The organism is Peribacillus sp. NPDC055009, assembly GCF_053608705.1.
Genome location: NZ_JBSGVZ010000017.1, coordinates 16,034 through 41,236, shown reverse-complemented (window position 1 = coordinate 41,236; position 25,203 = coordinate 16,034). Strand labels below are relative to the sequence as shown.

Below are 25,203 nucleotides of genomic sequence, written 5' to 3'. Positions count from 1 at the left end.
TTTCGTGCTGTAGCTAATATATAATGAATATTAAAGGCTAAATTACTACATTATGTTTGATAGGATGTGGAACCATGGTTACCAGTATGACGGGCTATGGAAGAGAAGAAGCGGAAAACGAACAGGTCAAGGTTTTTGCTGAAATTAAGACCGTGAACCATCGTTTTTGTGAATATACGATTCGAATGCCGCGCCAGCTTTTGGTTTTGGAAGAAAAGGTGAAGAAGAAGGCGAACCAATACATAAGAAGGGGACGGGTGGAAATCTTCATTACAGTTGAAGGTGAGAGCCTGGTTTCCAAAAAGGTGAAGATCGATTGGGATCTTGCTGATCAGTATGTGGGGTTGATGGAAGAAGTCAAGGGAAAATACAATCTGGAAAGTTCCATTACATTACAGGATATGCTGCAACTTGAATCGATTTTCATAACGGAGGAAGTACCTGCGGTTCCTGCCGATTTGGAATCCCTGTTATTGAAGGCTGTCACGGGGGCATTGGAAAATCTGAAAACAATGCGGAATCTGGAAGGTCAGGAACTGGCCTTGGACATGAAACGCCAGCTTGAAAAGTTTGGTGAGATTGTAGCAGGGGTCAAAATGCATGCACCTTCAGTCGTCGAAAAATATAAAGCCCGCTTGGAAATCAAACTGGCAGAGTTGACTGAAGGATTGATCGAAGATAGCCGCATTGTGACAGAAGCGGCCATTTTTGCAGATAAATGTGATATAAATGAAGAACTGACCAGACTCGATAGCCATGTACAGCAATTTTCAAGGACGCTTACCCATAGTGAACCAATTGGAAGGAAACTCGACTTCCTTGTCCAGGAAATGAATAGGGAAGTCAATACGATTGGATCAAAGGCAAATGATTCGGCCATTACCAAAGAAGTGGTGGAAATGAAAAGTCTGCTTGAAAAATTAAAAGAACAGGTTCAAAATATCGAGTAGTCGGTTTATGATGAACCTAACAAGGTGACAATAGGTATGAATGGGGGACAAAAATGTCAATTAAGCTCATTAATATTGGTTTTGGGAATATCGTTTCCGCAAACCGGATCGTATCCATCGTGAGCCCTGAATCGGCTCCGATCAAAAGGATCATCCAAGATGCCCGAGACCGCGGATCCTTAATAGATGCTACATATGGTAGAAGGACTAGGGCCGTTATAATTACAGACAGCGACCATGTTATCTTATCTGCCGTTCAACCGGAAACGGTTGCCGCACGGCTTCAAGATAGAGATGACAGCGTAGAAGAGGGGTAACTGAAACAATATGAGAGAAAAAGGTTTATTAATCGTTTTGTCCGGTCCATCCGGTGTTGGTAAAGGAACTGTAAGAAAGGCGATTTTTTCTCAGCCAGGAACGGCATTCGAATATTCGATTTCGATGACCACACGGCTGCCTCGCCATGGTGAAGTGGACGGAGTGGATTATTTCTTCAAAAAACGCGAGGAATTCGAAGCACTGATCGAGGAAGGCAAATTGCTGGAATATGCTGAGTTCGTCGGTAATTATTATGGAACACCCGTGGATTATGTCCGTGAAACAATCGATTCCGGAAAAGATGTATTTCTGGAAATTGAAGTTCAAGGAGCTAAACAGGTCCGGGAGAAATTCCCTGAAGGACTTTTCATTTTCCTTGCTCCTCCGAGTTTGACCGAACTCGAAAGCCGCATCGTTACTCGCGGAACCGAGACGGAGGAAGCGATAAAAGGACGGATGAAAGTGGCCAAGGAAGAAATAGAACTTATGGATCTGTATGATTATGTTGTTGAAAATGATCATGTGGATGCCGCATGTGCTAGAATTAATGCAATTGTAATAGCCGAGCATTGCCGTCGGGAAAGAGTTGCTGTTTTATATAAAAAAATGCTGGAGGCGGAATAAATTATGTTATATCCATCAATTGATTCTCTATTACTTAAAATCGATTCAAAATACTCACTTGTATCAGTGGCAGCTAAGCGTGCCAGGGAAATGCAAATTAAAGATAATTGCCTCGTAACGAAACCGGTTTCCCATAAATCAGTAGGTCGTGCCCTTGAAGAGATTCATTCCGGTAAATTGACTTACGACAATTCTTACGAGGAAAACTAAAAGAACACATAGCTTGACCTATCGGGCCTGACACCCTAAAGCAAACAGGAGCATTACATTTGGAAATTGCTTCCTTCCTGCGGCCAAGGTGTCAGGCCTGTTTGTTTTGGTTTTAATAAAGTCCGGAAGTCATTGATGAAGCAGGCAGAGATATGGGATTTTTAGGAAAATCCATATGTTATTGCGCATTTCAAATGAAATTTCTTCGGTTTTCCGTCATAATTAGAAGAAAATAGAATGTATAGTTAGGGGGAATTTGCATGCTTATCGATAAAAAAGTACTTCTTTGTGTCACCGGCGGGATTGCTGTATATAAGGCTGCTGCCCTGACAAGTAAATTAACTCAGGAAGGTGCACATGTTAAAGTTATCATGAGTGAATCGGCACGTGAATTCGTGACGCCGCTCACCTTTCAAGCACTTTCGAGAAATGATGTGTATACAGATACTTTTGATGAGAAGGATTCATCAGTCATTGCCCACATCGACTTGGCTGATTGGGCAGATATCATCCTGTTGGCTCCAGCTACAGCGAATGTCATCGGAAAGGTAGCCAATGGAATCGCGGATGATATGATTACGACCACACTTCTGGCAACGGAAGCGCCTGTCTGGGTTGCGCCGGCAATGAACGTGCACATGTACGCCCACCCAGCGGTTCAGAAAAATATGGAGACACTTCGTTCGTTTGGATATCAATTCATTGAACCGGGTGAAGGGTATTTGGCCTGCGGGTATGTAGGGAAAGGGCGATTGGAGGAACCGGAAACAATCGTGGAACATCTTAATCGATATTTCGATGAACGTAAATCACACCAACAGCCTCTTAGAGGAAAGAAATATTTGATAACGGCAGGACCGACTCGCGAAGCAATCGATCCCGTGCGTTACGTAACGAATCATTCCAGCGGCAAAATGGGCTATGCCCTAGCCGAAAAGGCAATTGAAATGGGCGCTGAGGTGACATTGATCACTGGCCCAGTGAACTTGTCACCGCCCTCCAAGGCCAAAGTAATACCAGTGGTATCAGCAGCAGATATGTATGATGCGGTATTCGATCAGTTCGATTCCAGTGACGTCGTAATCATGACCGCTGCAGTGGCGGACTATAAACCGAAGATTTATCATGATCAAAAGATGAAAAAGCAGCCAGGGGAAAATGTGATGGAATTTGAACGGACCAAGGATATCCTCATGGAACTCGGTGAAAATAAAACTCATCAGTTCTTGGTAGGCTTTGCGGCTGAAACGAACAATGTTGAAGAATACGCAAGAGGGAAATTAGCCAAAAAGAATGCAGATATGATCGTTGCCAATAATGTTACCGCCCCAGGGGCAGGATTTGGAACGGATACGAACATCGTGACTATTTACAATAAAGATGGAAATTCGACCGAACTTCCAAAAATGAGTAAAGCGGATATAGCTAAAAGCATCCTGGCAGAAGTATCTCGCATGCAAAAGGAATGATGTCATATGGATATAGCATCCGTCATCGTGGATGTACCTGCTAAACAAACGGATCGAGAATTCGACTATCGCATACCTGAAAAGTGGAGCCAAGTCATCAAACCCGGAATGCGGGTCATCGTCCCGTTCGGTCCAAGAATGGTTCAGGGATTCGTCACAGGCTTAAAAGCTAAAAGCGACTTTGCGAAATTACGCAATATAAAAGAACCAATGGATTTGGAGCCCATCCTTAATGATGAATTGCTTCAGCTGGGTGACTGGTTGACCAAAGAGGCGATGTGTTTTAAAATTTCAGCGCTACAGGCCATGCTTCCGGCAGCGATGAAAGCAAAGTATGAAAAAGTGATCAAAGTCGTTGAAGATAAAAAGGATCAGCTGCCTCCATTCATTCAAAACCTTTTCGGGAAAAATGATTCAATATCTTGGAAAGACGTGATTGAAGGGGAGAACGCTTCACTTTTCCAAAAGGAAATGCAAAATGGCAATCTTGAGCTCGTATATAATGTGAAAAACCGACTTAATAAGAAGACAGTCCGTGTCATAAAATCTTTACTTTCCCCTGAGGAACTGAAAGAAATGGCATCAGCCATGTCAAGCAATGCAAAAAAACAACAGGAACTCCTTCAATACTTTATTGAACATCAAGAACCCATTCCGTTAAAAGAATTGCTTGAATTGATGAACACATCAAGCGGTACCGTCAAATCCCTAGTGTCAAAAGGGGCCTTGGCGGAAATGGATCAAGAAATATACCGTGATCCTTATGAAAACCGTGTTTTCGAAAAATCCACTCCCTTTACACTTACAGCTGAACAAACAACTGCGTTGAAGCCTATCCAAGAGAAAATACACCATGATGAACATGATGTTTTCCTTTTATATGGTGTAACCGGAAGCGGGAAGACGGAAGTGTATCTACAGGCTATTGCATCTGTCATTGAAAAAGGGAAGGAAGCCATCATGCTTGTACCTGAAATCTCCTTAACTCCACAGACGGTGAAGAGGTTTAAGGAAAGGTTTGGGGAGCAGGTAGCTGTCATGCATAGCGGTTTATCCGTAGGTGAAAAATATGATGAATGGCGGAAAATTCACCGTAAAGAAGTAAAAGTGGTGGTGGGCGCTCGTTCCGCCGTGTTTGCTCCTTTTGAAAACCTGGGGCTGGTCATCATTGATGAAGAGCATGAATCCAGCTATAAGCAAGAAGAAACGCCAAGGTACCACGCCAGGGACGTAGCCATTGAAAGAGCAAAATCATATAGGTGTCCGGTTATTCTTGGCAGCGCGACACCTACACTTGAATCTTTTGCGCGAGCCAAGAAAAATGTCTATAAATTATTGACACTTAGCCAGAGGATGAATAAAAGTGCATTGCCAGCAGTGGATATTGTAGATATGCGAGAAGAACTAAGAACCGGAAATCGTTCCATGTTTTCGGAGCTGCTCTTTACCAAGCTGAAAGACCGGCTTGAGAAGGGGGAGCAAACAGTTCTGATGCTAAATAAAAGGGGACATTCTTCCTTTGTGATGTGCCGAAGCTGCGGATTGGTCATCAACTGCCCTAATTGTGACATTTCACTCACATATCATCGCTTTAATGATATAATGAAATGCCATTATTGCGGTTTTGAAGAGGGAATGCCTTCCGCATGCCCTGAATGTGAAAGTGAACATATAAGGTTCTTCGGTACAGGCACTCAAAAGGTTGAAGAAGAGCTTGCGAAAATCCTCCCTGAAGCACGGGTCATACGGATGGATGTTGACACGACGAGTAAGAAGGGTTCACATGAGCGGTTGCTGAATGCCTTTGGTGAAGGGAAGGCCGATATATTGTTAGGCACCCAAATGATTGCCAAGGGCCTTGATTTTCCTAATATCACCCTTGTTGGAGTCCTTTCAGCTGATACGATGCTGCATCTGCCTGATTTCCGTTCTTCGGAAAAGACATTCCAGCTGCTGACACAGGTCAGCGGAAGGGCAGGACGTCATCAGCTTCCGGGAGAAGTGGTCATCCAAACCTATACACCTGAGCACTACAGCATCGAGCTTTCTGCCTTTCAGGATTATGATGCTTTTTATGAACGGGAGATGCATCTAAGGAGGCAAAGTCATTACCCTCCGTATTATTATGTTGTCCTTATTACCGTTTCACATGAAGATTTAATGAAGACAGTGAGTGTCACTGAGAAGATCACGAATTATTTAGGCTCACGATTGAATCGGGATTCTATCGTACTAGGTCCGGTTGCTTCCCCCATTAGTCGAATCAACAATAGATATCGCTACCAATGTCTGATAAAATACAAACGAGAGCCGGACCTGAATCAGCATTTACGCACACTTTTGGAGCATTACCAAAAAGAAACCGCTCAGAATCAGCTACAGATTTCAATAGATTTAAATCCACAGATCATGATGTAATTGTTTAAGAGATGGATGATTACCGCGAGCTGTCACAGCTTGCGTTTTTATATAATGAAGTGCTGTTTTTCATATCTAGGAGGTTACCATTAATTTTGGCTATTTTACCGATTGTCTTGTTTCCTGAAAAAATTTTACAACAAAAATGCGATAAAGTAACAAGTTTTGATAAAAAGTTGGCAAAGCTGTTAAATAACATGTATGAAACGATGGTGGAGGCGGATGGCGTTGGACTTGCAGCACCTCAGGTTGGCGTGAAAAAGCAAGTGGCCGTCGTTGAAATAGAGGAAGGATCAGGTGCAATCGAACTGATTAATCCGGAAGTGCTGGAAATGGAAGGCGAACAGACAGGTGTTGAAGGATGCTTAAGCTTCCCGAGTTTATATGGCGAAGTAACGCGTCCATACCGTGTCAAAGTCCGGGCACAAGACCGAAAAGGATCTTTTTTCGAGATAGAAGCGGAAGATTTCCTTGCAAGGGCCCTTCAGCACGAAATCGACCATCTGCAAGGAGTTTTATTTACAAGTAAGGTTTCCCGGTATATTTCGGAAGAAGAGTTAGAAAGGTATGGAGAAGAATGACGAAAATAATATTTATGGGTACACCGGACTTTTCAGTGCCGGTATTGAAAAGAATCATTGATGAAGGGTATGATGTGATCGCTGTTGTCACACAGCCCGATCGTCCAGTAGGCCGCAAAAAAGTGCTGACGCCGCCTCCAGTTAAGGTCGAAGCCGAAAAGCATGGGATTCCCGTTTATCAGCCCGAAAAAATCCGTGAAAAAGAAGAACTTGAAAAAATCATCTCCTTGAATACTGACTTGGTGGTGACGGCGGCTTTCGGACAAATCCTTCCGAATGAATTGCTGGATGCCCCTAAGTACGGATGTATTAATGTACATGCCTCCCTGCTTCCAGAACTGCGTGGTGGGGCGCCCATTCATTATTCCATTTTACAGGGGAAAGAAAAGACTGGGATAACCATCATGTATATGGCGGAAAAATTGGATGCCGGTGATATATTGACTCAGGCAGAAGTTGCTATCGAAGAACAAGATAATGTCGGAACGCTGCATGATAAATTAAGCAAGATAGGGTCGGATTTACTTGCAGAGACACTTCCGAAACTTATTAATGAGGAGTTACAGCCGATCAAGCAGGATGAGGCTAGAGCGTCTTTTGCACCTAACATCAAGCGGTCAGAGGAAAGAATCGACTGGTCGAAATCAGGAGAAGACATCTATAACCATGTACGCGGCCTGAATCCTTGGCCTGTTGCTTATACAACCTTAGAAGGGTCCATTTTGAAGATTTGGCAGGTAAAGAAACTGGAAGATGGCAATCAGGCTGCGCCGGGCACGGTCATTGATGTACAAAATGATGGTTTCATCGTTTCGACAGGCAATGAGACGGCAATACTGGTTACAGAACTGCAGCCTTCAGGAAAGAAAAAAATGCCGGCGAAAGATTACTTGCGCGGAGCCGGATCGTTCATTAAAGCAGGCATGAAGTTAGGAGAACAGAATGAAGCAAACTAAAAAGGGAGTACGTGAAATCGCTCTCGATATTTTGGAATCTGTAGAGAAAAACCAATCCTACAGTAACCTATTATTGAACAACTTGATTAAAAAGCACCAGTTATCCGTCGTGGACAGCGGTTTGCTTACAGAAATAAGTTACGGTACCATACAGCGTAAGATGACTTTGGATTATTATTTGAGCCCATATATTAAACAGCCTAAAAAAACGCAAAGCTGGGTCATTAATTTACTTAGGCTTTCCGTTTATCAAATGGTCTATTTAGATAAAGTGCCTGATCATGCAATCATTTTCGAGGCTGTCGAAATTTCCAAAAAACGCGGACACAAGGGTACATCTTCAATGGTCAATGGCGTCCTCCGTAACATCCAAAGGAATGGTGTTCCTTCTTTAGATGAAATTAAAGATGATCTGGAACGGCTTTCCATAGAAGTAAGTCATCCAATTTGGCTTGTAAAGCGTTGGGTAGAGCAATTTGGCTATGAAAAAACCAAGGAAATGTGTGAAATCAATTTAACTGCGCCATTACAGACGGGTCGGGTTAATTTAAAAAAGATTTCACGCCGTGAACTGATCAGCATATTAACGGAAGAAGGATATGATGTTGAAGCAAGTGAGGTCATTCCCGAAGCAATTGTCAGCTACAAAGGGAATCTTGCTCATTCGGAAAGCTATAAATTGGGTTATTTATCGATTCAGGACGAGAGTTCAATGCTTGTTGCCCATGCATTGGGTGCGAATGAAAATGATGCTGTACTCGATTGCTGTGCCGCACCTGGAGGGAAAACGACCCATATCGCAGAAGGCTTGACCACTGGACAAGTATATGCTCTCGACCTTCATGAGCATAAGGTCAAGCTCATTAAAGAGCAGGCGGAGCGCCTAAAGCTCAGAAACAATATTAAGACAATGGCCCTTGATAGCAGAAAAGTGCAAGAACACTTCAATAAGGAAGGTTTTGACAGGGTCCTGATCGATGCACCATGTTCCGGGTTGGGAGTCATGCGCCGGAAGCCTGATGTAAAGTACACTAAAACAAAAGATGATATAATGAAACTCTCAAGTATACAAAAACAATTATTGGAATCGGCTGCCCCGCTTGTTAAGCAAGGCGGACGGTTAGTATATAGTACCTGTACGGTGGATAAAGAAGAAAATGACAAAGTCGCTGCAGCATTTTTGGAAAGCCACCCGGATTTTGAAAGCGATGCAACCTTGTCCGCAAGAATGCCTGAAAGCGTTCAGCCATTCATCGAGGGTCATACGCTGCAAGTTTTTCCGCAATATTTTAGCAGTGACGGATTCTTTATTGCGAGTTTTAGAAAGAAGGTGCTGTAATGGCAGAAATCACTAAATCATCTAGAGTAAGAAAAGATACGACACCAGAAAAACCATCGATTTACTCATTGGAGCTACACCAAATTAAAGATTGGCTTGTTCAAAATGGAGAAAAGGCATTCCGGGCCGATCAAGTATATGACTGGCTTTATAAAAAACGTGTCTCCAGTTTTGAAGATATGTCCAACCTTTCGAAATCATTACGGGATAAGCTGGAAGCGCAATTCACCTTCACAACTTTGAAAACCTTGATTCAGCAAACGTCCAATGACGGAACGATGAAGTTTTTATTTGAACTCCAAGATGGTTATTCGATAGAAACGGTACTGATGCGCCATGAATACGGAAACTCCATTTGCGTGACAACACAGGTAGGATGTAGAATTGGCTGTACATTCTGTGCGTCGACATTAGGCGGTTTAAAGCGGAATCTTGAATCAGGGGAAATAGTTGCCCAAGTCGTAAAAGTTCAGCAAGCACTTGACGAATCGGAAGAACGTGTTAGTTCTGTCGTAATCATGGGTATAGGTGAACCGTTTGATAACTACGATAATATGATGTCATTCTTGAAGAATATAAACCATGAAAAGGGCTTGAACATCGGGGCACGTCATATTACCGTTTCCACAAGTGGGATCATTCCTAAGATCTATAAGTTTGCCGAAGAAAGCATGCAAATAAACTTTGCTGTTTCCCTTCATGCACCGAATACGGAATTGAGAAGTAAATTGATGCCGATCAATAAGGCATACAAACTTCCAGACTTGATCGAAGCAATCAAGTATTATACAGAAAAAACAGGTCGCCGTGTAAGTTTTGAATATGGTCTATTCGGTGGCGAGAATGATACAGTGGAGCACGCTGAAGAATTAGCAGCTTTAATAAAAGGGATAAAATGCCATGTCAACCTAATACCGGTTAACTATGTGCCTGAACGCAACTATGTACGAACACCTCGGGACCAAATTTTTGAGTTTGAAAAAACATTGAAGAAGCGCGGCATTAATGTAACGATCCGAAGGGAACAAGGCAGTGATATTGACGCAGCCTGCGGCCAGCTTCGGGCCAAGGAGCGCAAAGAAGAGACGAGGTGACCCTATGAGGGCAATATTTAGGACAGACCGTGGAAAAGTCCGCCAGCATAATGAAGATAATGGCGGAATCTTTAAGAACTCGGAAGGCGTACGCCTTGCCATCGTTGCAGATGGCATGGGCGGCCACCGCGCCGGGGATGTAGCCAGTGCAATGACGATAGACCTTCTGAAAAAGGGCTGGGAAGCATCAACCGGAATCGAAACGGCAAATGAGGCCGAGGATTGGCTGAAGCAGCAAATCTTCTCGGTCAATCAGTTGCTTTTTAAACATGCAGAAGCGAATACGGAATGTAAGGGCATGGGTACCACCATTGTTGCAGCCATTTGCACCGACAAGTTTGCTACGATTGCCAACATCGGGGACAGCCGGTGTTATTTGTATAATGAGAGCGGTTTTAAGCAGGTCACGGAAGATCATTCACTCGTTAACGAATTGGTCCGTTCCGGTCAGATTTCGAAGGAAGATGCCGAAAACCATCCACGGAAAAATGTTTTATTACGAGCCTTGGGGACAGAAATGCAAGTGGAAATGGACATTATGACGGTCATCTTCGAAGAAAATGATTTACTGTTGCTTTGCTCGGATGGATTGACGAATAAAGTGAGTGAACAGGAACTGGAAGAAACGGTAACCAATGGACAGTCACTTGAAGAAAAGGCGAATTCATTAATAGATAAGGCCAATCACTATGGTGGGGAAGATAATATCACACTTGTGCTTGTTCAATTTACTGAAGAAAGTGAAAGCAGGTGAATTGAATGTTGATTGGTAGAAGAATCAACGGCCGTTATAAGCTGCTCGAGATGGTAGGCGGCGGCGGTATGGCGAATGTTTACCTAGCAAGGGATATGATCTTGGATAGGGATGTCGCATTGAAAATCCTTCGCATGGATTTTAATAATGACGAAGAGTTCATCAAGCGCTTCAATCGGGAAGCCCAATCGGCAACCAGTTTGGCCCATCCCAATATCGTAAGCATTTATGATGTTGGTGAGGAAGATTCCATCTATTATATTGTAATGGAATACGTTGACGGATTTACACTTAAGCAATACATACAAAAATATTATCCAATTCCAGTTGATGAGGCCTTGGATATCATGAGGCAAATTACGGCAGCGATTTCCCATGCCCATCATAATGGGATCATTCATCGTGATATCAAGCCACAGAACATTTTGATTGATAAAGAAGGAACCGTCAAGATTACGGACTTCGGCATAGCATTGGCACTAAGTGCAACAAACATAACGCAGACCAACGCAGTCTTGGGCTCGGTTCATTATTTATCTCCTGAACAGGCCAGAGGCGGTATGGCCAATAAGAAGTCGGACATTTATTCACTTGGCATCGTCATGTTTGAATTGTTGACGGGAAGATTGCCATTTTCGGGTGAATCAGCCGTGTCGATTGCTCTTAAACATTTACAATCAGAAACTCCGTCGCCAAAACGCTGGAACTCTGAAATACCCCAGAGTGTGGAAAATATTATCTTGAAAGCGACAGCCAAAGATTCATATTACCGCTATGAGAGCGTAGACTCGATGGAAGATGATATACGGACGTCGCTTAATCCTGAGCGTTCAAATGAACTGCCTTTTGCCATTCCCGAAGATCATGATGCAACAAAAGCCATCCCCGTCATAACGGACGATCAGCTTTCCAGCGTCGATGAGACAATCATAAGGGGTCCTGAAAAAAACACTTTAGTTTATGTGGATGATGAGGAAACTGATTCTGAAGCAGAGAGTAAATCGAAAAAGAAACAGAAGAAACAAAAGAAACAGAAAAAACAAAAAAACAAGTCGGATCATAAAGGTAAAAAACGAAGAAACATGCCTGCAATCCTGGTGACCACCTTTTTAGTTCTCGCCCTGCTTGCTGTTTTATCTGTCACTGTTGTACCCCCCCTCCTTGTCTCGAAGGAAGTGACGATCCCAGACCTTAAAGGGGAAGAATTGGATGATGCCATTACTGAATTGCTTGAATTGGATTTGAAGGTTGGAGATACGATCGAGATTGAAGATGAAGAGGTTGAAGCTGGTCTTGTGATCAAAACCAACCCTAAGGAAGGTAAGACGGTCAAGGAAGGTGCAGTCATCGATATTTATCAAAGCATTGGTAAAGAGACGATTTCATTGTCAAGCTATGAAGGTCGAGACTACTCTGATGTTAAATCCCTGCTTGAGAAAATGGGATTCAAAAACATAAGCGTGACCGAAAAATATGATGACAGTGCAGCCGGCACGATCATTGAACAAACGCCCTCGGGTGCCACTGAGGTCGTACCATCCGAAACGGAGCTTGAGCTAACGGTCAGTAAAGGGGCAGATCTCCTGAGCTTGAAGAACTTAACTGGATTCAATAAAGCTGGACTGGATGATTATTCCAGTGAAAGTGGTATAAAGATCGATGTCGAAGAAGAAATCTATGATGATTCCGTAGCGGAGGGGCTTGTCATTTCCCAGTCACCGGAACCTGCTACGAAGGTGGAAAAGGGCAGTACTGTGAAAGTGGTCATTTCAAAAGGGAAAGAAGAAATCCCTCCCAAGAGTGTAACGGAGGAAATCAAAATCGAGTATGATCCTGTTGAGCCAGGCAAAACACAAAAAATACAAATTTTCATCGAGGATATCGACAATAGCATGACGGAGCCACAAGAAACATTCTATATATTGCAAGATGCGAAGAGAACGATCGAATTAATGGTTACCCCAGATAAGAAAGCAGGATATAAAGTCATGCGGGACAATCAGGTCATCATTGACGAATCCGTCTCATATCCAGAATAATTTTATTAATTAGGAGTGTGGTTATGCCCGAAGGAAAAATTATCAAAGCATTAAGTGGATTTTATTATGTCCTTGATGGTGAAGAGGTCTATCAATGCCGTGGAAGGGGCCTGTTCAGGAAGAATAAGGTAAACCCGCTCGTGGGTGATTATGTTGTTTTTGAAGCGGAAAATAAAACGGACGGGACCGTGACCGAAATAAAACCGCGAAAGAATGAATTGATACGTCCGCAAATCTCGAATGTAGACCAGGCAATCCTTGTCTTTTCGGCAGTAGAACCTGATTTCAGTCCGGCATTGCTTGATCGATTCCTCGTACTGATTGAAGATAACGAAATTGAACCGATTATCGTGGTGACGAAACTGGACTTGGTTACAGCTGAAAACCAAAAGAAATTGTCTCAGTATATCAAGGACTATCAGAAACTTGGCTATACTGTCCTGGAAACATCTTCTGTTACCGCTGGAGGAATTGAAGAACTAGTGCCGTATTTAGAAGGAAAAACCAGTGTATTTGCCGGGCAGTCAGGTGTTGGGAAATCGTCTTTGCTGAATGCAATCAATCCTGAATTGGCTTTAAAGACGGATGATATTTCTTCACACCTGGGACGTGGGAAGCATACCACCCGCCACGTTGAATTGATTCATATCGGCTCTGGACTTGTCGCGGATACTCCAGGGTTCAGTTCACTTGAATTCATGGAAATGGAAGCTGAAAGGTTATCCTATTGCTTCCCGGAAATGCATAAGCATGGGGAAGACTGTAAATTCAGGGCCTGCCTGCACGATAAAGAACCAAAGTGTGCAGTGAAGGAAGCGGTTGATGCCGGGGAAATTCCACGTTATCGATATGAACATTATATGCAATTCCTAGAAGAAATCAGAGATAGAAAGCCGAGGTATTAAAATGGTTAAAATCGCACCATCCATTTTATCAGCTGACTTTGCAAAATTGGGAGAAGAAATTCTTGATGTGGAAAGGGGCGGAGCGGATTTAATCCATGTAGATGTCATGGATGGGCATTTCGTGCCGAATATAACGATAGGCTCACTAATTGTCGATGCTATCCGTCCCATAACAAAGCTTCCGCTTGATGTTCATTTAATGATCGAACAACCAGATCGTTATATCGAGGCCTTTGCGAAAGCAGGAGCCGATTATATAACTGTTCATGTAGAGGCATGCACACACTTGCATCGGACGATCCAATTGATTAAATCTTTTGGTGTAAAGGCAGGCGTGGTGCTTAATCCAGCCACTCCAGCTTCATTGATCCAACCTATAATCGAAGATATTGACATGGTATTGTTGATGACGGTCAATCCTGGTTTTGGCGGACAGAAGTTCATTAAATCCGTTCTTCCCAAAATTGCCGAAGTGAAGGCGATGGCGGAAATGTATAATCAAAATCTGGAAATAGAGATTGATGGTGGAGTAAATGAAGAAACGGCTAAACTATGTATTGAACAAGGGGCGACAATCCTTGTGGCTGGCTCGGCAATATATAATCAAGAAGATCGAAACGCAGCGATTCAAAAGATTCGGGGAAAGTGATATAAGCCGACACTATCATATTCGTATGATGGTGATCGGCTTTTTTTATCAATCAAACATAGGGGATCTTTGATATGAATATGTAAAGAAAAGGATGATTTCGATGATTATTAGTATTATGGCTGGAGGTCCGGAATGTTTTTGGCCGGATCTGACATGGTATAAGGAGAAGACTGACCTTTGGGTCGGGGTTGACAGGGGAGTATGGTCTTTGCTTGAAAAAGGTATCGAACCTAGATTCGGTTTTGGGGATTTTGATTCAGTTTCGGAAGGTGAATACAGGAAAATTGAGCAAAGGCTGGAACAAATCAATCTATATTCTTCGGAAAAGGATGAAACTGATTTAGAGATCGCATTTAAATGGGCAATAGGGCAAAAGCCAAGTGAAATTCACATTCTGGGCGCAACAGGGGGAAGAATGGACCATTTTCTTGGGAATATCCAGCTGCTCCAAAAAGAAAGTGTCCTCCCTCATCATGGCGATATGGATATATACATAGTCGATCGGCAAAATATATTCACGGTAAAGACAGCAGGTTCATATGAGGTCACTGCTTTGAAAGATAAGAAATACTTGTCATTGCTCCCCGTAACGGCTGAAGTCACCGGTATTACACTTTCGGGTTTCAAATACCCGCTGGATGATGCAAGCTTGGAAATAGGTTCGACGCTTTGCATCAGCAATGAACTAATTTCCGAATCTGGGAATGTTTCATTTGAGAAAGGCATATTAATGGTGATAAGAAGCAGTGATTAAAATTCATGCTTAGAGCAGATTCGGATATAATTACGATCATCCTATATCCGCTTAAAAGCTTATGTTGTAATAGAAAAATTCCACTTCATCTTTAATTGTGGGATGCAAAGAGGAGGGGCATGATGAAATTTTATACGATTAAATTGCCAAAAGTTCTGGGCAGTTTGGTAAGGGCTATGCTCGGAGCGTTTAAAAAAGGCTGATACTTATCTCCATGACACCTCTCAAATTAAGGGAGGTGTTATTTTTTCGGTAAAAAGGGGCGGCCATCCATTAATGGGTGAAGGCTCCCTCCTTGATGCAGGAAAGACCTGATCAACGAATTGAAACCATCCCCATTAAATACTGGCCATTACAAGTAAAAAGGCATCCTAAGAGGATGCCGTAACATTATACGCGTTCTACTTTGCCCGATTTAAGAGCTCTTGCAGAAACGTATACACGTTTAGGTTTACCGTCAACTAAAATACGTACTTTTTGAAGGTTAGCGCCCCATGTACGCTTGCTAGCGTTCATTGCGTGAGAGCGGCTGTTACCAGAACGAGTTCTTCTTCCAGTGATTACACATTTACGTGCCATGTCAAATTCCCTCCTAACTACAACAAGCTTAAGTTTTTCGCAGTCGTCTTAAGTCTTTGTAAAATACTTTAATAATTTATCATACCTACCGTTAGAATGCAATACTTCAGTTAATTACTTTCAAGAAAAAAACCTTGACATACATACTTCAAAATTGAATTATATATAGTACCGTAAGACATTTACTTTTAAAACCATAGACATTATAGTAAAATGTCTTTAGTTGATTTGATTTTTGGGAGGGAAAAGAAAATGTCTATCGAATTACAAACGAAGTATGGACAAATTGATATCTCTAATGAGGTTATCGCTACTGTAGCAGGCGGCGCAGCCGTGGATTGCTACGGAATTATAGGAATGTCTTCCAAAAAACAATTTAAAGACGGCATTGCCGAAATTTTAAGAAAAGAAAACTTTACTAAAGGTGTAATTGTCCGACAAGAAGAGGAAGAAGTTCATATCGATATGTATATTATCGTAAGTTATGGAACGAAAATCTCGGAAGTTGCACATAATGTGCAATCAAAGGTAAAGTACACCCTGGACAAAACTGTAGGATTAGCTGTTGATTCCGTCAACATTTTTGTACAGGGAGTTCGTGTGACGAACCCTTAAGTATAGGAGGAAAGTTTTGTGTCAATTACAAGTTTGAACGGAAAGCGCTTTGCAGAAATGATCATTCAAGGTGCCAACCATTTAGCGGCTAATGCCCAAATGGTTGATGCGTTGAATGTTTTCCCTGTTCCAGATGGGGATACAGGAACGAATATGAATTTATCGATGACTTCGGGTGCGAAGGAAGTGCAAAATAACGTCCAGGAACACATCGGGAAAGTGGGTGCCTCACTTTCAAGAGGACTGCTAATGGGAGCACGCGGCAATTCGGGAGTTATCCTTTCGCAACTGTTCCGCGGTTTTGCTAAAGCGATTGAACATAAATCGGAAATCAATAGTGAAGAATTTGCCCAAGCTTTTGAAGCGGGGGTTCAGACAGCTTATAAAGCCGTTATGAAACCTGTTGAAGGAACCATTTTAACGGTTGCAAAAGATGCAGCCAAGCAAGCGGTTTCATCAGCAGCAAAGCATATAGACCTTATTCAGGTGATGGAAGAAATCGTTACGGAGGCCAATGCCTCATTAAAACGTACACCGGATCTTCTTCCAGTCTTAAAAGAAGTGGGAGTCGTTGATAGCGGCGGGCAAGGGTTGGTATTCGTTTATGAAGGTTTCCTTGCTGAGCTGAAAGGTGAGGCACTTCCAGTCCGACCTGCAAATGGCCCAAGCATGGATGACATGATCAATGCCGAACATCACATGAATGTTCAAGGGCATATGAACACGGAAGATATCGTGTATGGCTACTGCACGGAATTCATGGTCCGATTGGAAAATGAAAAACTTGTCAATAAATCATTTGATGAAGAAAAATTCAGAAATGATTTAAGTGAATACGGAGATTCTTTATTAGTCATCTCAGATGATGAAGTCGTCAAGGTACATATTCACTCTGAACAGCCTGGTACGTGCCTGAATTATGGACAGCAATATGGTAGCTTAATAAAAATGAAAATCGATAATATGCGTGAACAGCATACTGCGATTGTAGGTGAGACGAAAACACCGCTTCAAACTAAACCGTCCACCAAAGAGAAGTACGCTGTAGTGTCAGTGGCGATGGGTGCTGGCATCAGCGAATTATTCAAAAGCATCGGCGCTAAGTCCGTCATCGAAGGCGGACAAACGATGAATCCTAGTACAGAGGATATCGTTAAAGCTGTCGAAGAGGCATATGCAGATCATGTGATCATCTTGCCTAACAATAAAAATATCATCATGGCGGCCAATCAGGCTGCAGATGTACTTGGGGATCATGTGACTGTCATCCCAACGAAAACAGTACCACAGGGAATGGCTGCATTGCTGGCTTTCAACCCTTCACTTGATGCTGAAGAGAATAAAAAAGCGATGATCGAAGCCCTTTCGCATGTGAAAACGGGCCAGATTACTTATGCTGTCCGGGATACCAACATTGACGGTCTTGCAATCGAGACCGGGGACTTCATGGGAATTGCTGAAGGCACCATCAAAGTGAAGGATAAAGACATGACCCAAGCGGCAAAAGATCTTCTTTCCGATATGATTGACGAAGATTCAGAAATCCTTACCATTTTATATGGAGAAGATGCCACTGCTGAAAATGTCGAAAGTCTTGTTGCGTTTTGTAATGAGAATTTCGAAGACGTTGAAGTTGAAGTGCATAATGGGAAACAACCTTTATATTCTTTCATTTTTTCAATTGAATAAGTAGAGATCAATGAAGATGAGGGAGACTTAATCGTCACAATGTTTGAGGGTCCTGAAAAAAATAAAAGGCAATAAACTGCATATGTCATTAGGCTATGCAGTTTTATTTTTTATGAAAAGAAGGATTACGGACAGCTTAATTGTAATTACAATGTATCACGCTTTATTATTAAACTGACTCCCAGTGTATAGAAGGAGGAGCAAGTCATGAAATTTAGAAGTGTATTCGATATAATTGGTCCTGTTATGATCGGCCCCTCTAGTTCCCATACAGCAGGAGCTGCAAGGATTGGCAGGGTTGCCAGGAATTTATTCGACCGGGAACCAAAATGGGCCCACATTTCTTTTTACGGATCATTTGCCAAAACCTATAAAGGCCATGGAACGGATGTAGCCATTGTAGGAGGCTTACTTGATTTTGATACATTTGATGAGAGAATCAAAGAATCGCTGGAAATAGCCCGTAAAAAAAAGATGAAAATTACTTTTCGGGAAGAAGAAGCCGTACCGGAGCATCCCAATACAGCAAAAATAACGGTTGGTGATGATGATGGTGAACTGGAACTTGTCGGAATATCGATAGGCGGGGGAAAAATCGAAATCGTCGAACTGAACGGGTTTAAATTGAGGCTCTCCGGGCACAACCCTGCCATACTCGTCGTTCATGATGATCGGTTCGGTGCCATCGCAAATGTTTCAAACATTTTAGCCAAGCATCAAATCAATATTGGCCAGATGGAAGTCTCCCGAAAAGAAAAAGGGAAGATGGCCTTGATGACGATTGAAGTGGACCAAAACTTGGAGGATCACGTCATCGCTGAAATTACAGCACTCCCCGACATCACTCAAGTAGCGAGGATTGTGGATTAATAGGGCAATCGTTTCCACTTAGGAAGGAGAAGAAATCATGTTTCGTAATGTAGCGGAATTAGTAGAATTAGCTGAATCAAAGCAAAAAAAAATTTCAACGCTCATGATAGAACAGGAAATGGAAGTAACGGGAAAAAGCCGTGAAGAAATCATCCGCCAGATGGGAGTCAACCTGGATGTAATGGAACAGGCAGTTGAAAAAGGACTTCAAGGTGTCCGGTCCGTTTCCGGCCTGACGGGAGGGGATGCAGTCCTTCTTCAGACATACATTAAATCAGGAAATTCCTTATCCGGTGAACTGCTGCTGGATGCGGTAAGCAAAGCGGTGGCAACAAACGAAGTGAACGCAGCCATGGGAACGATTTGTGCGACACCTACTGCCGGATCTGCCGGTGTTGTGCCTGGGACCCTTTTTGCTTTGCAAAATAAGTTAAAGCCGAATCGGGAACAGAAAATTGAGTTTCTATTTACAGCAGGGGCGTTTGGTTTTGTTGTAGCGAATAATGCTTCTATCTCAGGAGCCGCAGGAGGCTGTCAGGCTGAAGTCGGTTCTGCTTCGGGCATGGCGGCGGCAGCCATCGTTGAAATGGCAGGAGGGACACCTGCACAAAGTGCAGAAGCGATGGCAATCACATTAAAGAACATGCTTGGCCTTGTGTGTGACCCTGTTGCTGGGCTTGTGGAGGTGCCTTGTGTGAAGCGTAATGCCATGGGGGCAGCCAATGCTATGGTTGCCGCAGATATGGCGCTAGCGGGGATCACAAGCCGCATACCGTGTGATGAAGTGATTGATGCGATGTACAAAATCGGGCAAACGATGCCATCGGCTCTTAGGGAAACTGCACAAGGAGGTTTAGCGGCTACACCGACTGGACGGGAGTTGGAAGCCAAAATCTTTGGCTTGCCGCTGAATAAGAAGTGAGTCCCGCTTTACAGGAACCCATAACAGCAGTAAAGGGCATTGGGGCCGAAACGGCGGCAACTTTGGGGGAAATGGAGATCCATACCGTCGCGGATCTCCTTGAACACCTCCCATATCGCTATGAAGATTACCGATTGAGGGATTTAGAAACGGTCGAGCATGATGAGCGGGTTACCATAGAAGGCAAAGTTCATACGGTGCCTACATTAGGGTACTTCGGAAAGAAAAAATCCAGGCTTACGATTAAAGTGTTAACTGGGAGATATTTAATAAATGTGATTTTTTTTAACCAGCCATATCTGAAGCCGAAGCTTGCGATAGGCGAAACCGTAACGGTAACAGGAAAGTGGGATCGTCATCGCCAAACCATTACAGGCTCGGAATGCCACGTTGGCGATCGTAGCCGGGAGAAAGAGTTCGAACCGGTATACTCTGTGAAGGGCAGCATTACTGTCAAAGGGCTCCGCCGTTTTATCTCCAATGCATTTTCTGAATATGGGGCAATGATAGAAGAAAATCTGCCTCCGCAATTATTGTCCGCATACAAGCTGATGCCGCGTAACGCCGCTCTTCGTACCATGCATTTCCCTCAATCGGCCAATGAGGTGAAAAAGGCTCGCCGCCGTTTTGTGTATGAAGAATTTTTATTGTTTCAACTTAAAATGCAGGCACTTCGTAAAGTGCAGCGGGAGCAGTCAAAAGGAATTGGCCAGGAGTTTGACATGGAGCAGCTGGAAGCCTTTGTTGGAACTCTCCCTTTTCCTTTGACGAACGCTCAGAATAGGGTCGTCGAGGAAATAATGAATGACATGAAATCTCCCTACAGGATGAATCGCCTGCTTCAAGGGGATGTCGGGTCTGGAAAAACGGTGGTTGCGGCGATATGCCTGAAGGCGACGATTACAGCAGGTTTCCAAGGTGCATTAATGGTCCCGACGGAAATCTTGGCTGAGCAGCATACTCAATCGCTAAAGGCGATGTTGGAACCAAGTGGAGTGAAGGTCGCATTGTTGACAAGTTCGGTAAAAGGCAAAAAGCGCAAGGAACTATTGCAAATGCTGGAATCCGGGGAGCTAGATCTTTTGATAGGAACACATGCATTGATACAGGATGAAGTGAATTTTCGAAATCTCGGACTTGTCATAACGGATGAACAACATCGTTTCGGTGTGGAGCAGCGCCGGATCCTTCGTGAAAAGGGTACAAATCCAGATGTACTTTTCATGACGGCTACCCCGATTCCGCGAACGCTTGCAATTACAGTGTTTGGGGAAATGGACGTCTCGACGATCGATGAAATGCCTGCCGGGCGTAAAGCAATAGAAACCTATTGGGCAAAACACCAAATGCTTGATCGGATCTTAACATTCGTCGAAAAGGAACTAAAGAAAGGGAGACAGGCTTACGTTATCTGTCCATTGATTGAGGAGTCGGAGAAACTCGATTCTTTACAGAATGTTCTCGATGTTCATGCAATGCTGACTCAATACTTTGCGAACAGGTACAAAGTTGGACTTATGCATGGCCGGCTGCCCGCGGATGAAAAAGACGAAGTGATGCAGCAGTTTAGTGCCAATGAAGCACAAATCCTTGTTTCCACGACGGTTGTCGAGGTTGGGGTGAATGTTCCAAATGCAACGGTAATGGTCATTTATGATGCGGAGCGCTTTGGGCTTTCACAGTTGCATCAGTTGCGCGGAAGGGTTGGACGGGGAAGCGATCAGTCCTTTTGCATCCTGCTGGCTGATCCGAAAACGGAAGTCGGCAAAGAACGGATGAAAATCATGACCGAGACAAACGATGGATTCGCCCTTTCCGAAAAAGATTTGGAACTACGCGGCCCCGGGGACTTCTTCGGTAAAAAACAAAGCGGCCTTCCCGAGTTCAAGGTAGCCGACATGGTCCATGATTACAGGACTTTGGAAGTGGCAAGGGAAGATGCTGCAAAATTGATTGCCTCCCAAAGCTTTTGGCATTCCCCTGAGTATGCACCGCTGCGGAACTATTTAGCGGGAACGGGAGTATTCACGGGAGAAAAGCTGGACTGAACTGAATCAAAAAACCAATAGCAGATTGTGAGATTTTACTCAATATCTTGCAATCTGTTTTTAAAATATATATACTACTATTAGTACCTAGTCATAATACTACGGATGGTGACCTTCAAATGCGAAGAAATAAGAAGGAACGCCAGCAATTATTAATCGAAACGATTAAACAGAATCCTTTTGTAACGGATGAGGAGCTGGCTGAAAAATATTCGGTGAGCGTCCAGACCATTAGGCTTGACCGTCTTGAATTATCGATACCGGAACTGCGTGAACGTATTAAAAGCGTGGCCGAGAAAAAATTCAGTGACGAAATCAGGGCATTGCCTTTGGATGAAATCATCGGGGAAGTAATTGATCTTAATTTAGATGACAATGCAATTTCGATTTTGGATATAAATAAGGAGCATGTCTTTAAGCGGAATGGAATTGCGAGGGGACATCACCTTTTTGCCCAAGCAAATTCATTGGCTGTAGCAGTCATAAATGATGAATTGGCATTAACTGCGAAAGCATCCATTTTATTTACTCGTTCTGTAAAGGAAAATGAAAGAGTGGTAGCTAAAGCTAGGGTTAAAAACGTGGACCACACCAACGATCGTTCCGTGGTGGAGGTTAGAAGCTACGTGGGTAATGAACTGGTTTTTAAAGGCGAGTTCGAAATGTATCGCTCTTAACTTGCTAGTAAAGGATGAAAGAAAATGAAGATAACGATAGATGCAATGGGTGGCGATAATGCTCCCAAGGCACAGGTTTTGGGAGCTATGAAAGCTGTCGAGGCTTTTTCCGATGTGGAAATCACCTTGATAGGCAATGAATCGGAGATTAACCAATACTTAGCGAAACATGGCCGTATAAAGGTTATACATACTGATGAAAAAATATTAAGCACCGATGAACCTGTTCGTGCGGTTCGCCGCAAGAAAAGCGCCTCGATGGTCTTGGCTGCACAGCAAGTGGCTGACGGAGAATCGGATGCATGCATTTCTTCAGGCAATACAGGGGCGCTAATGGCTGCAGGCTTGTTTGTGGTCGGAAGGATAGAAGGCATTGAACGTCCGGCGTTGGCTCCAACCCTTCCGACAATCGATGGCAAAGGTTTTGTACTACTGGATGTAGGCGCGAACTCCGATGCGAAACCGGAGCATCTCCTTCAATTCGCCATAATGGGGTCTGTTTATGCTCAAAAAGTTCGGGGAATCGAAAAGCCCCGTGTCGGATTACTTAATATCGGAACAGAAGAAAAAAAGGGGAATGAACTGACTAAGCAAGCCTTTACGTTACTGCAGCAATCATCGGAGATATCCTTTATAGGCAATGTAGAGGCAAGGGACCTCCTAAGCGGGCCGGCAGATGTTGTCGTGACCGACGGCTTCACGGGAAATATGGTGTTAAAGACGCTTGAAGGTACTGCTATGGGTGTATTTAAAATGGTAAAAGCGGCCTTGATGAGCAACCTAAAGAGTAAGCTGGCCGCAGCAATGGTAAAGCCTGAACTAAAAGGCATAAAAAATAAAATGGATTACTCGGAGTATGGCGGTGCCGGCCTCTTCGGTTTGAAGGCCCCTGTCATTAAGGCTCATGGTTCTTCAGATGCGAATGCAGTCTATAATGCAATACGCCAGACTCGCGATATGGTTGGAAATGACGTCATATCGACAATTGCGGAGACGATAGAAAAACAATAATAAATCATAGAGGCAGGGGAGTAACATATGGGTAAAATTGCTTTTGTCTTTCCAGGACAAGGATCACAATCAATAGGAATGGGGCATGGCTTATTTCAGGAAAACGAGCGTGCTCAGCAAATTTTTCGATCAGCAGATGAAAAACTTGATTTCCCACTTTCCGAATTGATCTTTAATGGCACACAACAAGAATTAACGGTGACTTATAATGCACAGCCTGCTTTATTGACCACGAGTTATGCTTTTGTCAAGGAGCTGGAAGAAGCGGGGATCAAACCAGATTATACAGCCGGGCACAGCTTAGGTGAATATACGGCATTAGTGGCATCTGGCGCAATTTCTTTTGAAGATGCCGTATATACAGTGCGTAAACGTGGTGAATTCATGGAAGCTGCGGTACCGAATGGCCAAGGCTCAATGGCTGCGATATTGGGAATGGACCGTGAAGCTCTATCTGAAGTCACTTCTGAAATTACGGCCACTGGTGAATCCGTTCAATTGGCCAATATCAATTGTCCAGGGCAAATCGTCATTTCAGGCACCTCCGAAGGTGTTAAACTTGCAAGTGCAAAAGCCAAGGAAAATGGGGCTAAACGTGCTCTTCCTCTTGAAGTGAGTGGACCGTTCCATTCGGAATTAATGAAACCGGCAGCAGAAAAGTTACAGGGTGTCCTCGATGAAGTAAGCTTCAAACAGGCTGAAATTCCTGTCATTTCAAACGTAACGGCTAAGCCCATTACAGCACCTGCTGAAATTAAAGAAAAATTAATCGAACAGCTGTATTCACCGGTCCTTTGGGAAGACAGCGTGAAAAATCTGCTTGAATTGGGCGTGGATACGTTCATCGAGGTGGGCCCGGGGAAAGTATTGGGCGGATTGATAAAGAAAATCGATCGTTCCGTTCAAATTCATTCGGTTTCCGATATAGATACTCTAACTAAAACAATTGAAACATTGAAGGGGGTACAAGCATGATCCTCGAAGGTAAAAAAGCACTTGTAACGGGAGCTTCACGAGGTATTGGGAGGGAAGTTGCATTGGAACTTGCCCGTCAGGGAGCAGACGTTGCCATCAACTATTCCGGCAGTGAAGCTAAAGCGAATGAAGTGGTTGATGAAATCAAGGCATTGGGCCGTAAAGCATTTGCCATCCAATGCGATGTTGCAAATAGTGAATCGGTGACAAGCATGATCAAAGAGGTCATCGAACAGTTTGACAGAGTGGATATCCTGGTTAATAATGCAGGTATCACACGTGATAACCTATTGATGCGTATGAAAGAAGATGAATGGGATTCTGTGATCAATACGAATCTTAAAGGCGTGTTCCTATGCACAAAGGCGGTTACAAGGCAAATGATGAAGCAGCGCAGCGGCAGGATCATCAATATGGCATCGATCGTCGGCGTCAGCGGAAATGCGGGGCAGGCTAATTATGTAGCGGCTAAAGCTGGTGTGATCGGTTTGACTAAAACCACGGCAAAGGAACTTGCTTCAAGAGGCATTACGGTCAATGCGATTGCCCCAGGTTTCATCTCAACGGATATGACTGGGGAATTGCCTGAAGACGTCCAAAAAGCCATGCTGGACCAAATTCCGCTTGCACGCTTCGGTGACCCTAAAGATATTGCTGCAGTGGCGTCTTTCCTCGCTTCCGATGCCAGCAAATATATGACTGGGCAAACACTTCATGTAGATGGCGGAATGGTCATGTAAGTTTTCTTTGATTT

26 protein-coding genes are annotated in these 25,203 nt (G+C 43.5%); 25 read left to right on the top strand and 1 reads right to left on the bottom strand.

Translation table 11 applies throughout. The features are described from left to right. Positions 1-74 precede the first annotated feature (74 nt). From ACWF5P_RS20940 to spoVM, 16 genes are all read left to right on the top strand, one after another. Positions 75-950 carry a YicC/YloC family endoribonuclease gene (locus ACWF5P_RS20940; protein WP_101224606.1) on the top strand — a complete coding sequence of 292 codons (876 nt, stop codon included), beginning with the start codon at positions 75-77 and terminating at the stop codon, positions 948-950. Between the two features lie 53 nt (positions 951-1,003). Next, complete coding sequence (remA, locus tag ACWF5P_RS20935) at positions 1,004-1,267, top strand: extracellular matrix/biofilm regulator RemA (RefSeq protein WP_034313813.1); 264 nt, start codon at positions 1,004-1,006, stop codon at positions 1,265-1,267. Between the two features lie 10 nt (positions 1,268-1,277). Beyond that, positions 1,278-1,892, top strand: a complete 615-nt coding sequence (gene gmk / locus ACWF5P_RS20930) for a guanylate kinase (protein WP_034313809.1) — start codon at positions 1,278-1,280, stop codon at positions 1,890-1,892. Between the two features lie 3 nt (positions 1,893-1,895). Then, the gene (gene rpoZ / locus ACWF5P_RS20925) at positions 1,896-2,102 is read left to right on the top strand and encodes a DNA-directed RNA polymerase subunit omega (RefSeq protein ID WP_098371057.1); all 207 of its coding nucleotides are present in this window, start codon (positions 1,896-1,898) and stop codon (positions 2,100-2,102) included. 260 nt (positions 2,103-2,362) lie between these two features. Beyond that, positions 2,363-3,571, top strand: coding sequence for a bifunctional phosphopantothenoylcysteine decarboxylase/phosphopantothenate--cysteine ligase CoaBC (coaBC, locus tag ACWF5P_RS20920; RefSeq protein WP_434169054.1), 1,209 nt, complete (start codon positions 2,363-2,365; stop codon positions 3,569-3,571). 6 nt (positions 3,572-3,577) lie between these two features. After that, complete coding sequence (gene priA, locus ACWF5P_RS20915; RefSeq protein WP_452445227.1) at positions 3,578-5,989, top strand: primosomal protein N'; 2,412 nt, start codon at positions 3,578-3,580, stop codon at positions 5,987-5,989. A gap of 95 nt (positions 5,990-6,084) precedes the next feature. Beyond that, positions 6,085-6,570 carry a peptide deformylase gene (def, locus tag ACWF5P_RS20910; RefSeq protein ID WP_101224610.1) on the top strand — a complete coding sequence of 162 codons (486 nt, stop codon included), beginning with the start codon at positions 6,085-6,087 and terminating at the stop codon, positions 6,568-6,570. Beyond that, entirely contained in the window at positions 6,567-7,526 is a 960-nt protein-coding gene (gene fmt, locus ACWF5P_RS20905) for a methionyl-tRNA formyltransferase (RefSeq protein ID WP_452445226.1), read from the top strand. The genes def and fmt overlap by 4 nt, the downstream gene beginning before the upstream one ends. Further along, positions 7,513-8,865, top strand: coding sequence for a 16S rRNA (cytosine(967)-C(5))-methyltransferase RsmB (gene rsmB, locus ACWF5P_RS20900; RefSeq protein ID WP_101224612.1), 1,353 nt, complete (start codon positions 7,513-7,515; stop codon positions 8,863-8,865). Before fmt ends, rsmB begins: the two co-directional genes overlap by 14 nt. Then, a complete protein-coding gene (gene rlmN, locus ACWF5P_RS20895; protein WP_101224613.1) occupies positions 8,865-9,959 on the top strand; it encodes a 23S rRNA (adenine(2503)-C(2))-methyltransferase RlmN in 1,095 nt (364 codons plus the stop codon). The genes rsmB and rlmN overlap by 1 nt, the downstream gene beginning before the upstream one ends. Positions 9,960-9,963: 4 nt before the next feature. Continuing rightward, positions 9,964-10,713: a Stp1/IreP family PP2C-type Ser/Thr phosphatase gene (locus ACWF5P_RS20890; RefSeq protein ID WP_452445225.1), complete on the top strand. Its 750-nt coding sequence runs from the start codon at positions 9,964-9,966 to the stop codon at positions 10,711-10,713. Between the two features lie 5 nt (positions 10,714-10,718). Beyond that, the gene (gene pknB / locus ACWF5P_RS20885) at positions 10,719-12,752 is read left to right on the top strand and encodes a Stk1 family PASTA domain-containing Ser/Thr kinase (RefSeq protein WP_434169056.1); all 2,034 of its coding nucleotides are present in this window, start codon (positions 10,719-10,721) and stop codon (positions 12,750-12,752) included. Positions 12,753-12,775: 23 nt separating this feature from the next. Further along, positions 12,776-13,657 carry a ribosome small subunit-dependent GTPase A gene (rsgA, locus tag ACWF5P_RS20880; protein WP_452445224.1) on the top strand — a complete coding sequence of 294 codons (882 nt, stop codon included), beginning with the start codon at positions 12,776-12,778 and terminating at the stop codon, positions 13,655-13,657. Position 13,658: 1 nt separating this feature from the next. Next, positions 13,659-14,306 carry a ribulose-phosphate 3-epimerase gene (gene rpe, locus ACWF5P_RS20875; RefSeq protein ID WP_101224617.1) on the top strand — a complete coding sequence of 216 codons (648 nt, stop codon included), beginning with the start codon at positions 13,659-13,661 and terminating at the stop codon, positions 14,304-14,306. Positions 14,307-14,409: 103 nt separating this feature from the next. Continuing rightward, a complete protein-coding gene (locus ACWF5P_RS20870) occupies positions 14,410-15,063 on the top strand; it encodes a thiamine diphosphokinase (protein WP_427574075.1) in 654 nt (217 codons plus the stop codon). A gap of 122 nt (positions 15,064-15,185) precedes the next feature. Further along, positions 15,186-15,266, top strand: a complete 81-nt coding sequence (gene spoVM / locus ACWF5P_RS20865) for a stage V sporulation protein SpoVM (RefSeq protein WP_034313769.1) — start codon at positions 15,186-15,188, stop codon at positions 15,264-15,266. Between the two features lie 187 nt (positions 15,267-15,453). On the opposite strand, the gene rpmB is transcribed toward spoVM, so the two are convergent. Further along, positions 15,454-15,642, bottom strand: a complete 189-nt coding sequence (gene rpmB / locus ACWF5P_RS20860; protein WP_034313767.1) for a 50S ribosomal protein L28 — start codon at positions 15,640-15,642, stop codon at positions 15,454-15,456. A 252-nt stretch (positions 15,643-15,894) separates the two neighbouring features. Between rpmB and ACWF5P_RS20855 the strand changes: the two genes are divergently transcribed. The 9 genes from ACWF5P_RS20855 (at position 15,895) to fabG (ending at position 25,189) form a co-directional block, all read left to right on the top strand. Further along, positions 15,895-16,257 carry an Asp23/Gls24 family envelope stress response protein gene (locus tag ACWF5P_RS20855; protein WP_034313762.1) on the top strand — a complete coding sequence of 121 codons (363 nt, stop codon included), beginning with the start codon at positions 15,895-15,897 and terminating at the stop codon, positions 16,255-16,257. 18 nt (positions 16,258-16,275) lie between these two features. Beyond that, the gene (locus ACWF5P_RS20850; protein WP_230177530.1) at positions 16,276-17,946 is read left to right on the top strand and encodes a DAK2 domain-containing protein; all 1,671 of its coding nucleotides are present in this window, start codon (positions 16,276-16,278) and stop codon (positions 17,944-17,946) included. Between the two features lie 207 nt (positions 17,947-18,153). Beyond that, entirely contained in the window at positions 18,154-18,816 is a 663-nt protein-coding gene (gene sdaAB, locus ACWF5P_RS20845) for an L-serine ammonia-lyase, iron-sulfur-dependent subunit beta (protein ID WP_101224620.1), read from the top strand. Positions 18,817-18,853: 37 nt separating this feature from the next. Continuing rightward, on the top strand, positions 18,854-19,738 hold the full coding sequence (sdaAA, locus tag ACWF5P_RS20840; protein WP_101224621.1) for an L-serine ammonia-lyase, iron-sulfur-dependent, subunit alpha: 885 nt from the start codon (positions 18,854-18,856) through the stop codon (positions 19,736-19,738). After that, the gene (gene recG / locus ACWF5P_RS20835; RefSeq protein WP_452445223.1) at positions 19,735-21,786 is read left to right on the top strand and encodes an ATP-dependent DNA helicase RecG; all 2,052 of its coding nucleotides are present in this window, start codon (positions 19,735-19,737) and stop codon (positions 21,784-21,786) included. The genes sdaAA and recG overlap by 4 nt, the downstream gene beginning before the upstream one ends. 119 nt (positions 21,787-21,905) lie before the next feature. After that, positions 21,906-22,463 carry a transcription factor FapR gene (gene fapR, locus ACWF5P_RS20830; RefSeq protein WP_034313744.1) on the top strand — a complete coding sequence of 186 codons (558 nt, stop codon included), beginning with the start codon at positions 21,906-21,908 and terminating at the stop codon, positions 22,461-22,463. Positions 22,464-22,487: 24 nt separating this feature from the next. Continuing rightward, on the top strand, positions 22,488-23,474 hold the full coding sequence (gene plsX / locus ACWF5P_RS20825; protein WP_434169059.1) for a phosphate acyltransferase PlsX: 987 nt from the start codon (positions 22,488-22,490) through the stop codon (positions 23,472-23,474). Between the two features lie 27 nt (positions 23,475-23,501). Beyond that, positions 23,502-24,449: an ACP S-malonyltransferase gene (gene fabD / locus ACWF5P_RS20820; protein WP_101224624.1), complete on the top strand. Its 948-nt coding sequence runs from the start codon at positions 23,502-23,504 to the stop codon at positions 24,447-24,449. Then, complete coding sequence (gene fabG, locus ACWF5P_RS20815) at positions 24,446-25,189, top strand: 3-oxoacyl-[acyl-carrier-protein] reductase (protein ID WP_101224625.1); 744 nt, start codon at positions 24,446-24,448, stop codon at positions 25,187-25,189. The genes fabD and fabG overlap by 4 nt, the downstream gene beginning before the upstream one ends. The last annotated feature ends 14 nt before the right edge of the window (positions 25,190-25,203 follow it).